Origin of the sequence: Protofrankia symbiont of Coriaria ruscifolia (assembly GCF_900634745.1) — a bacterium.
In the GTDB taxonomy this organism is placed as follows: domain Bacteria; phylum Actinomycetota; class Actinomycetes; order Frankiales; family Frankiaceae; genus Protofrankia; species Protofrankia californiensis.
The window spans coordinates 170,277-176,930 of sequence record NZ_CAAAFR010000032.1 but is presented as its reverse complement, the minus strand read 5'-3'; the positions used below and the strand labels follow the sequence as shown (position 1 = coordinate 176,930).

Sequence of the window (6,654 nt, the reverse complement as noted above, 5' to 3'; positions counted from 1 at the left end):
GTGGGGTAGCGGCAGCCCGTAACAGGCGGCCGTACGTAACCGGTTACGGGTAACTGGTTACGGGTAACCGGTTACGCCCGTTACCCCACGTGCGATGCCGGGAGGCAGCGATGGGTGAAGGCGGGGCCAAACGCGAGCTGGCCGACCGCATCCGGGAACTACGCCGTGCCGCCGGGTACAGCCAGGAACGGCTCGCCGCCATGATCGGCTTCAAACGCGCCTACGTGTCACAGGCAGAGTCGGGCCGGGACGTGCCGTCCGAGAACCTCATCGACGTGCTGGACGTGGCGCTGGACGCCGGCGGGGAACTGCGTACGCTGCGCGGACAGGCATGGCAGGAACGACGGGCACGACGGCGCAGCCCACCCGGTCAGCGACGCGACCGAGAGGAGGACACCACGGACCGACGGCAGGTACTCCAGACCTCGGCGCTCGCCGCGGCATCAGCGCTCGCGGCCGACACCTATCAGCGGATCGCCACGGCCGACCCGGACGCGCTGACGCTCGCCGAACTGGAGGCCGACGTTGATGAGATCGCCGTGGTGTACACGTCGGTTCCCCACGCCGATCTGCTGCCCCGGGTCGTGGATCGCTGGCGTCAGATCGAATCGATCCTCGACGGCCGGACAGCCGGTCGGACGCGGCAGCGCGTAACCCTGCTCGGCGGCCAGTTCGTGTTCTTCCTCGGCCGGCTGGCGTTCAACACCGGGGATATGCGGTCCGCGCGCCGGTTCGCCGCCCTCTCGGAGCACTACGCCGACGAGGCGGGAGAGCCGGTTCTTGCTGCATCGGTAGCCGCCCTGCACTCGTCGATCGCCTACTACACCGGCCGGCACACCGCCGCGTTGGACCATCTGCGGACTGCGGACCGGTGGGACCATCCCTACGTCCGTGCCCGCATGGCCGCCTACGAGGCCAGAACACACGCCGCGCTCAGAGACACCGCCGCAGCCCAGGCCGCACTCAGCCGGATGGAGGCGGAAGCCGGCGACTTCCGCCCGCTCCCCGGCGAAACACCGGTCGGAGAAGCAGCGGTCGCGATGTTCCGTGCCGGGATCGGTGCCCGACTCGGCGATGTCGCGGCCGTCGACGAATGGGCGCCGATAGCGGTCACGGCCTACCAGCATCGGGCCGGCGACTTCTCTGCGGAGGAGGAGCAGCACGCCGTGCTGAACATGGCCGTAGCCCATCTGCTCCGACCGTCCCCGGAACCGGACGCGGCAGCGACCATCGGCATGCAGGTACTCGGCGCGCTCGCGGCCAGCCACACCCACACGGTCGCCGAGCGTCTCCGCCATCTGGACGCCATGTTCGCCCCCGCGCAGCGGGCGATACCCGCCGTCCAGGATTTCACCGACCAGTTCCGACAGGCCCGCCCTGCCCTGACCGCCGGTGTTACGTCGTGAGCGGCGAACCGGCAGCAGTCTTCACCATCCCCACGATCGCTACCGAGCGCCTGACACTGCGCGCCATCACCCCGGGCGACCTGGATGCCTACGCGGCCATGTGGGCTGATCCGGAGTTCATGCGGCACCTGGGCGGGCCCGCGGCCCGGGCGGTGGCCTGGCGGAACATGGCTACCGCGCTCGGACACTGGGCGCTGTGGGGCTACGGGCAGTGGTCCGTCGTCGAAACAGCCACAGGTGAGCTGGTCGGTCGGGCCGGGCTGTGGAACGAGCCGGGATGGCCTGGCGTCGAGGTGACGTGGTTCATCGGCCGTCCGCACTGGGGTCGCGGCTTCGCGATGGAGACCGGACGCGCGACGCTGCGGTTCGCCTTCGAGCACTTGACCGTCGACCAGCTTGTCTTCGTCATCGACGCCGGCAACACCCCGTCGATCCGGGTAGCCGAAAAGATCGGCGCGACCTACCTCCGGACCGAGTACCTACACGGCAAAGATCAAGAGGTGTACGTCATCACCCGGGCCGAGTGGGAGACGCGTACCGGCGGGTGAGGTCATGTCGCGACCCGGTCCTGACCCAACGAGCGATGCCCCCGACCGGTTATCCGGCGGGGGCATCGTCGTGCAGACCGCGGGTTTCGTCCACATCGTCCGCCCGTGGCGGGCTTGCGCTCGGTCAGAACAGCAGGCGCCGGCACCGGAGGAGGTTCTGACCAAGGGCCAGGACCATGTTTCGACGCTCGGCGAGGAGCTGCCAGGCTTGCCGCCGGGCCTCATGCTCACCCTGAATCCCGCCCGCGTGGCGCACCACATCCCGGAAATCAGAACCGCAGCCACCGGCCGTGTCGCTCGGGAACTCCGCACATCGATGTCCGCGGATCCACGCGTCCCCGGCGGCCGAGATGACCGCCAGCATGGCCGGCGGCGCATCGTCAAACCCGGTCCACCCGGACCCGTCCTCCTCGATGCGCATCTCCCGCAGCCGCACACCCAACGCGACGCCCACGACCGCATGGGCGGACTCATGCTCGGCGGCGCGCTGGACGGTCCGCATCGGGTCGAGCAGCCGGTGTGACTCGTCCGTGGAGCCGTGGAGCGAGTACGTGCGTGACTCGCGCGGGCTGAGTACACCGGAGTTGACCAGCGCGGTCGTCAGCTCGACACCGACCGACCGGAACGCGTCCACGGCCGCGCGGTCGTCCTCGTGTAGGTCCATGTACATCGACCACACGCCCACCTCAGGGCTTGCCGTCACCGTCACCGTCAACCTTCTTTCGTCGCCCACTCGGGCACGTAGGGATCCTTCAGTTCCTCTTCGTCGTCCACGCCTACCCCCGGCGTCGATGCATCGATGCCAGCGGCGGCCTGGCGGCTCCCGAGGCGACGGCACGGCGGCCGATGTCGATCAGGACTTGGGTACGGGCGTGCTCGGCGCGCCGACGGCAACGGACACCGCAGTAGATCCGTGGGCGGCCGGGACCGGCGGTGGGAGACAGCGCGCCACGGCAGACCGGACAGCGGAGCGTTTCTCCCATGTGCATATATTACGTGATCAGCGGCATTGATCCGCAATCCTTGCAGTCAACTGGTCTCGACACCATCGGTTATCCCGTGATCGTTAGCCCATGATGGGCTGCCGCCACCGCGGACATCGGGGAGAGATTCTTAAAAGGTGGGCTGGGGATGACACGCTGTGTTGTCACAAAAAAACGGTGCGCTGTCTCCTACCGGCACTGATCGCAGACGTTGATGACCACCGCCATCTCGGCGTGCACCGTGGTCATGGTCGTCACCTGGTCCGCCTCGACCACCACCACGTCGACGTCCGACGCCGCGGCTGTAGCGGCCGTGGACGGCAGACCGTCTTCCTGCGGCTCGATGCATCGAGCCGCACTTGGTCGGGGTGACGCCAGGCTGGTCAGCCCCAGCATCGCCAGCACGGTCAGCCGCTCCAGCGGATCGGTGATGTGCTCACGCACCCGCGCCGCGGCCCGCAGCGCCTGGCCGCGGGTGATACCGGACTGTTCGGTTGAGTAGGTCAGGTCACCCACGGATGGTCCTCCTCGGGTTGAGCCGGGGCGCGGTGGGGCAGCCAGGAGCAATCAGACGCTCGGTGATGAGCGGGATGTCCACAGCCGGGAAAGAGCAGCGGACGAGCAGCTCAGCGCCGAAGTCCGGCGGGATGAGCCAGGCCGCCCACGTCCAGCAGCAGGGGCACTCCGAGGGCCAGCCGTACCGCTCGTAGTCGTGCTCCGTCCGGTTCATCCGGCGGTACAGCGGTAGAAGACCGGTGAAGATCTTGGGTTCTGGCCCTGCCCCGTGAACGGGTGCAGGATCAGACTTGTGTTGTGGTGATGGGTGAGTGGGTCGGGGAGACGGTCGGGCCGGATGTGTGGGAGACGTGCCGGGAGTTGATCCCGGCGGGGAGTGTGTTCGCGTTCCTGGCCGAGCACCGTGGTGCTCTGTTCCCGGCGGTGATGTTCACGGACATGTACCCGTCGGGGAACGGCCGGCCGTCCATGCCGCCGCAGATCCTGGCCGCTGCGATCACGCTGCAGGCCCTGCACGGGCTGTCGGACTTCGAGACGGTGCAGGAACTGCGATGCTATCTGCGGTGGAAAGCCGCGTGCGGGCCCGGTCTGCATGACACCGCGTTCGACCCGTCGCTGCTGGCCTACTTCCGCCGCCGCCTGGCCCGCTCGGCCCGCCCGAACCGGGTCTTCGAGGCGGTGCGGGAGGTGGTCAAGGCCACCGGGGTTTTGCAGGGCAGGCACAGGCGGGCGTTGGATTCCACCGTGCTGGACGACGCGGTCGCCACCCAGGACACCGTCACTCAGTTGATCGCCGCGGTGCGGGGGGTGATCCGTGAGGTCCCCGGGGCGGCCGAGGTCACGGCCGTGGCGTGCACCGCCCACGACTACACCGATCCGAGCAAGCCCCGCATCGCCTGGAACGACGAGCAGGCCCGCGCTGGGGGGTGTCACCCGGGGCACCGCCCACGACCGGATGGTCTCCACCGTCGACCCCGAGGCCCGGCACGTGCACAAGACCCGCAGCCACCAGCAGGACGGCTTCAAAGCCCACCTGGCCGTCGAGCCGGAGACCGGGTTGTACACCGCCCTCGCCCTGCGGCCCGGCGCCGGGACCGAGCACCACGAGGCCGCCGTCGGCCTGGACCTGCTCGCCGCCGAAGACACCCCGGTGGACGCCTTCGGCGACACCGCCTACTCCACCGGCGACGCCCGCCAGGCCCTCGAAGAGGCAGGGTACCGGCTGTTCTTCAAACCCGCCCCGCTACGGCCCGCCGTCCCCGGCGGGGTCACCCTCGACGACTTCGTCATCACCACCACCGCCACCGTGACCTGTCCCGCCGGACACACCGTCCCCCTCTCCGACCCCGGCGGGCACCATCACCAGCGCAAAGCCTCCTTCGGGAGCCTGTGCACCGGATGCCCCCTGCGCGAGCGGTGCACCAAGGCCAAGGCCGGACGCATCCTGACCATCCGCCCACACCACGACCTGCTCACCGCAGCCCGCCACCAGGCCGCCCACGACCCCGACTGGCAAGCCGCATATCGCCGCTGGCGGCCACCGGTCGAACGCGCCGTCGTCTGGATCGTCCACCGAGGCAACCGCAGGCTCCGCTACCGCGGCACCATCACCAACGACACCTGGCTCCATACCCGCGCCGCCGCCCTCAACCTCCGCCGCCTGATCAACCTCGGACTCACCCACACCGACGGCACCTGGCACATCGCCCCGGCCACCGCATAGCCAAAGGGGCCACCCAACCCGCGACCAGACAGCCCCTCAACAAGATCTTCACCGGTCTTCTAGGCGCGGACCGAGAGGAGGAAACAGGCTCATGACCTGCGCAGACGCTGTCGGTCTACACGTTGAAACGGAATTCGACGACGTCGCCGTCGGCCATGACGTAGTCCTTGCCCTCGATGCGGACGCGGCCGGCGGCGCGGGCGGCGACCATCGAGCTCGCCGCCATCAGGTCGTCGAAGGAGACCACCTCGGCCTTGATGAACCCGCGCTGGAAGTCGGTGTGGATGACGCCCGCGGCCTCGGGCGCGGTCGCGCCGACCTTGATCGTCCAGGCTCGTGACTCCTTCGGCCCGGCCGTCAGGTAGGTCTGCAGGCCCAGCGTGTGGAAGCCGATCCGGGCCAGCTGCGCCAGACCGCTCTCGGACTGCCCGAGGGACTCCAGGAGTTCAGCGGCGTCCTCGTCGGGGAGCTCGGTCAGCTCGGCCTCGACCTTCGCGCACAGCACCACCGCGTCGGCGGGGGCGACCAGAGCGGCGAGTTCCTTGTGCCGGCCCTCGTCGGCGAGAGCGTCCTCGTCCACGTTGAACACGTACAGGAACGGCTTGGCCGTCAGCAGGAACAACTCCCGCAGCGCCACCCGGTCGACGCCCGGCTCGGACGACAGGGTGCGGCCGGTGTCGAGCACCTCGCGGGCGTGCTTCATGGCGGCGAGCAGTCCCTGCCTGCCCTTGTCCACCCGGGCTTCCTTCTCCAGTTTGGGAAGGCGCGCGTCGATGGTCTGCAGGTCGGCGAGGACCAGTTCGGTGTTGACGGTGGCGATGTCGTCGGCGGGGTCGACCCGGCCGTCCACGTGGACGACGTCCGGGTCGGAGAAGACCCGGACCACCTGGCAGACCGCGTCCGACTCGCGGATGTTGGCCAGGAACCTGTTCCCGAGCCCCTGGCCCTCGGACGCGCCGCGGACCAGGCCGGCGATGTCGACGAAGCTGACCGTTGCCGGCACCGTGCGGGCGCTGTGGAAGACCCCGGCGAGCCGGTCGAGGCGGGGGTCCGGGACACCGACGACGCCGACGTTCGGCTCGATGGTGGCGAACGGGTAGTTCGCGGCCAGGACGTCGTTGCGGGTCAGCGCGTTGAACAGGGTCGACTTGCCGACGTTGGGTAGTCCGACGATCCCGATCGACAAGCCCATGGGGTCGCAGTCTACGGTGCCGGCCGCCGTCTGCGGCATCCGGACAAGTCAGGGATCGGCCGCTCATCCGGCGCCGCACGGCACTCTTACTTCCGTCCCGTGCCACATGGGGACAACATCGAAGAGATGTAACTGACGGTGGCGTGGCGGGAGTGTGGGTGCCATGAAGCTCGTCCTGGGCAAGAGCGGCAAGGGCAAAATCGGCGAGGTCGGCGAGGTCGGCAAAATCGGCAAGACTGTCGTGCGGGCGCTGCCCGCTCTCGTCCTCGCGGCGGCGTGTGCCGCC

The 6,654-nt window shown here is 69.2% G+C and carries 6 protein-coding genes and 1 pseudogene; 3 read left to right on the top strand and 4 right to left on the bottom strand.

The features are described from left to right. Positions 1 to 110 precede the first annotated feature (110 nt). Positions 111 to 1,406, top strand: coding sequence for a helix-turn-helix domain-containing protein (locus CV1CTNOD_RS26245; protein WP_131784842.1), 1,296 nt, complete (start codon positions 111 to 113; stop codon positions 1,404 to 1,406). Beyond that, on the top strand, positions 1,403 to 1,954 hold the full coding sequence (locus CV1CTNOD_RS26240) for a GNAT family N-acetyltransferase (protein ID WP_242606348.1): 552 nt from the start codon (positions 1,403 to 1,405) through the stop codon (positions 1,952 to 1,954). Before CV1CTNOD_RS26245 ends, CV1CTNOD_RS26240 begins: the two co-directional genes overlap by 4 nt. Positions 1,955 to 2,078: 124 nt before the next feature. On the opposite strand, the gene CV1CTNOD_RS04225 is transcribed toward CV1CTNOD_RS26240, so the two are convergent. The 3 genes from CV1CTNOD_RS04225 to CV1CTNOD_RS04215 all read right to left on the bottom strand — a co-directional run bounded on the left by CV1CTNOD_RS04225 (position 2,079) and on the right by CV1CTNOD_RS04215 (position 3,667). Beyond that, the gene (locus tag CV1CTNOD_RS04225) at positions 2,079 to 2,663 is read right to left on the bottom strand and encodes a hypothetical protein (protein WP_207386172.1); all 585 of its coding nucleotides are present in this window, start codon (positions 2,661 to 2,663) and stop codon (positions 2,079 to 2,081) included. Between the two features lie 463 nt (positions 2,664 to 3,126). Beyond that, complete coding sequence (locus CV1CTNOD_RS04220; protein WP_131784839.1) at positions 3,127 to 3,453, bottom strand: hypothetical protein; 327 nt, start codon at positions 3,451 to 3,453, stop codon at positions 3,127 to 3,129. Further along, a complete protein-coding gene (locus tag CV1CTNOD_RS04215) occupies positions 3,446 to 3,667 on the bottom strand; it encodes a hypothetical protein (RefSeq protein ID WP_131784838.1) in 222 nt (73 codons plus the stop codon). The genes CV1CTNOD_RS04220 and CV1CTNOD_RS04215 overlap by 8 nt, the downstream gene beginning before the upstream one ends. Before the next feature lie 89 nt (positions 3,668 to 3,756). Here CV1CTNOD_RS04215 and CV1CTNOD_RS04210 point away from each other — a divergent pair. Beyond that, positions 3,757 to 5,176: pseudogene (locus CV1CTNOD_RS04210) on the top strand (IS1182 family transposase). Between the two features lie 115 nt (positions 5,177 to 5,291). Here CV1CTNOD_RS04210 and ychF read toward each other — a convergent pair. After that, on the bottom strand, positions 5,292 to 6,368 hold the full coding sequence (gene ychF / locus CV1CTNOD_RS04205) for a redox-regulated ATPase YchF (protein ID WP_131784837.1): 1,077 nt from the start codon (positions 6,366 to 6,368) through the stop codon (positions 5,292 to 5,294). Between the last annotated feature and the right edge of the window lie 286 nt (positions 6,369 to 6,654).

Bases quoted from the DNA above. Each gene is read 5' to 3' on its own strand.
- CV1CTNOD_RS26245 (WP_131784842.1), top strand. From the start codon at position 111: ATGGGTGAAGGCGGGGCCAAACGCGAGCTGGCCGACCGCATCCGGGAA.
- CV1CTNOD_RS04215 (WP_131784838.1), bottom strand. From the start codon at position 3,667: ATGAACCGGACGGAGCACGACTACGAGCGGTACGGCTGGCCCTCGGAG.
- ychF (WP_131784837.1), bottom strand. From the start codon at position 6,368: ATGGGCTTGTCGATCGGGATCGTCGGACTACCCAACGTCGGCAAGTCG.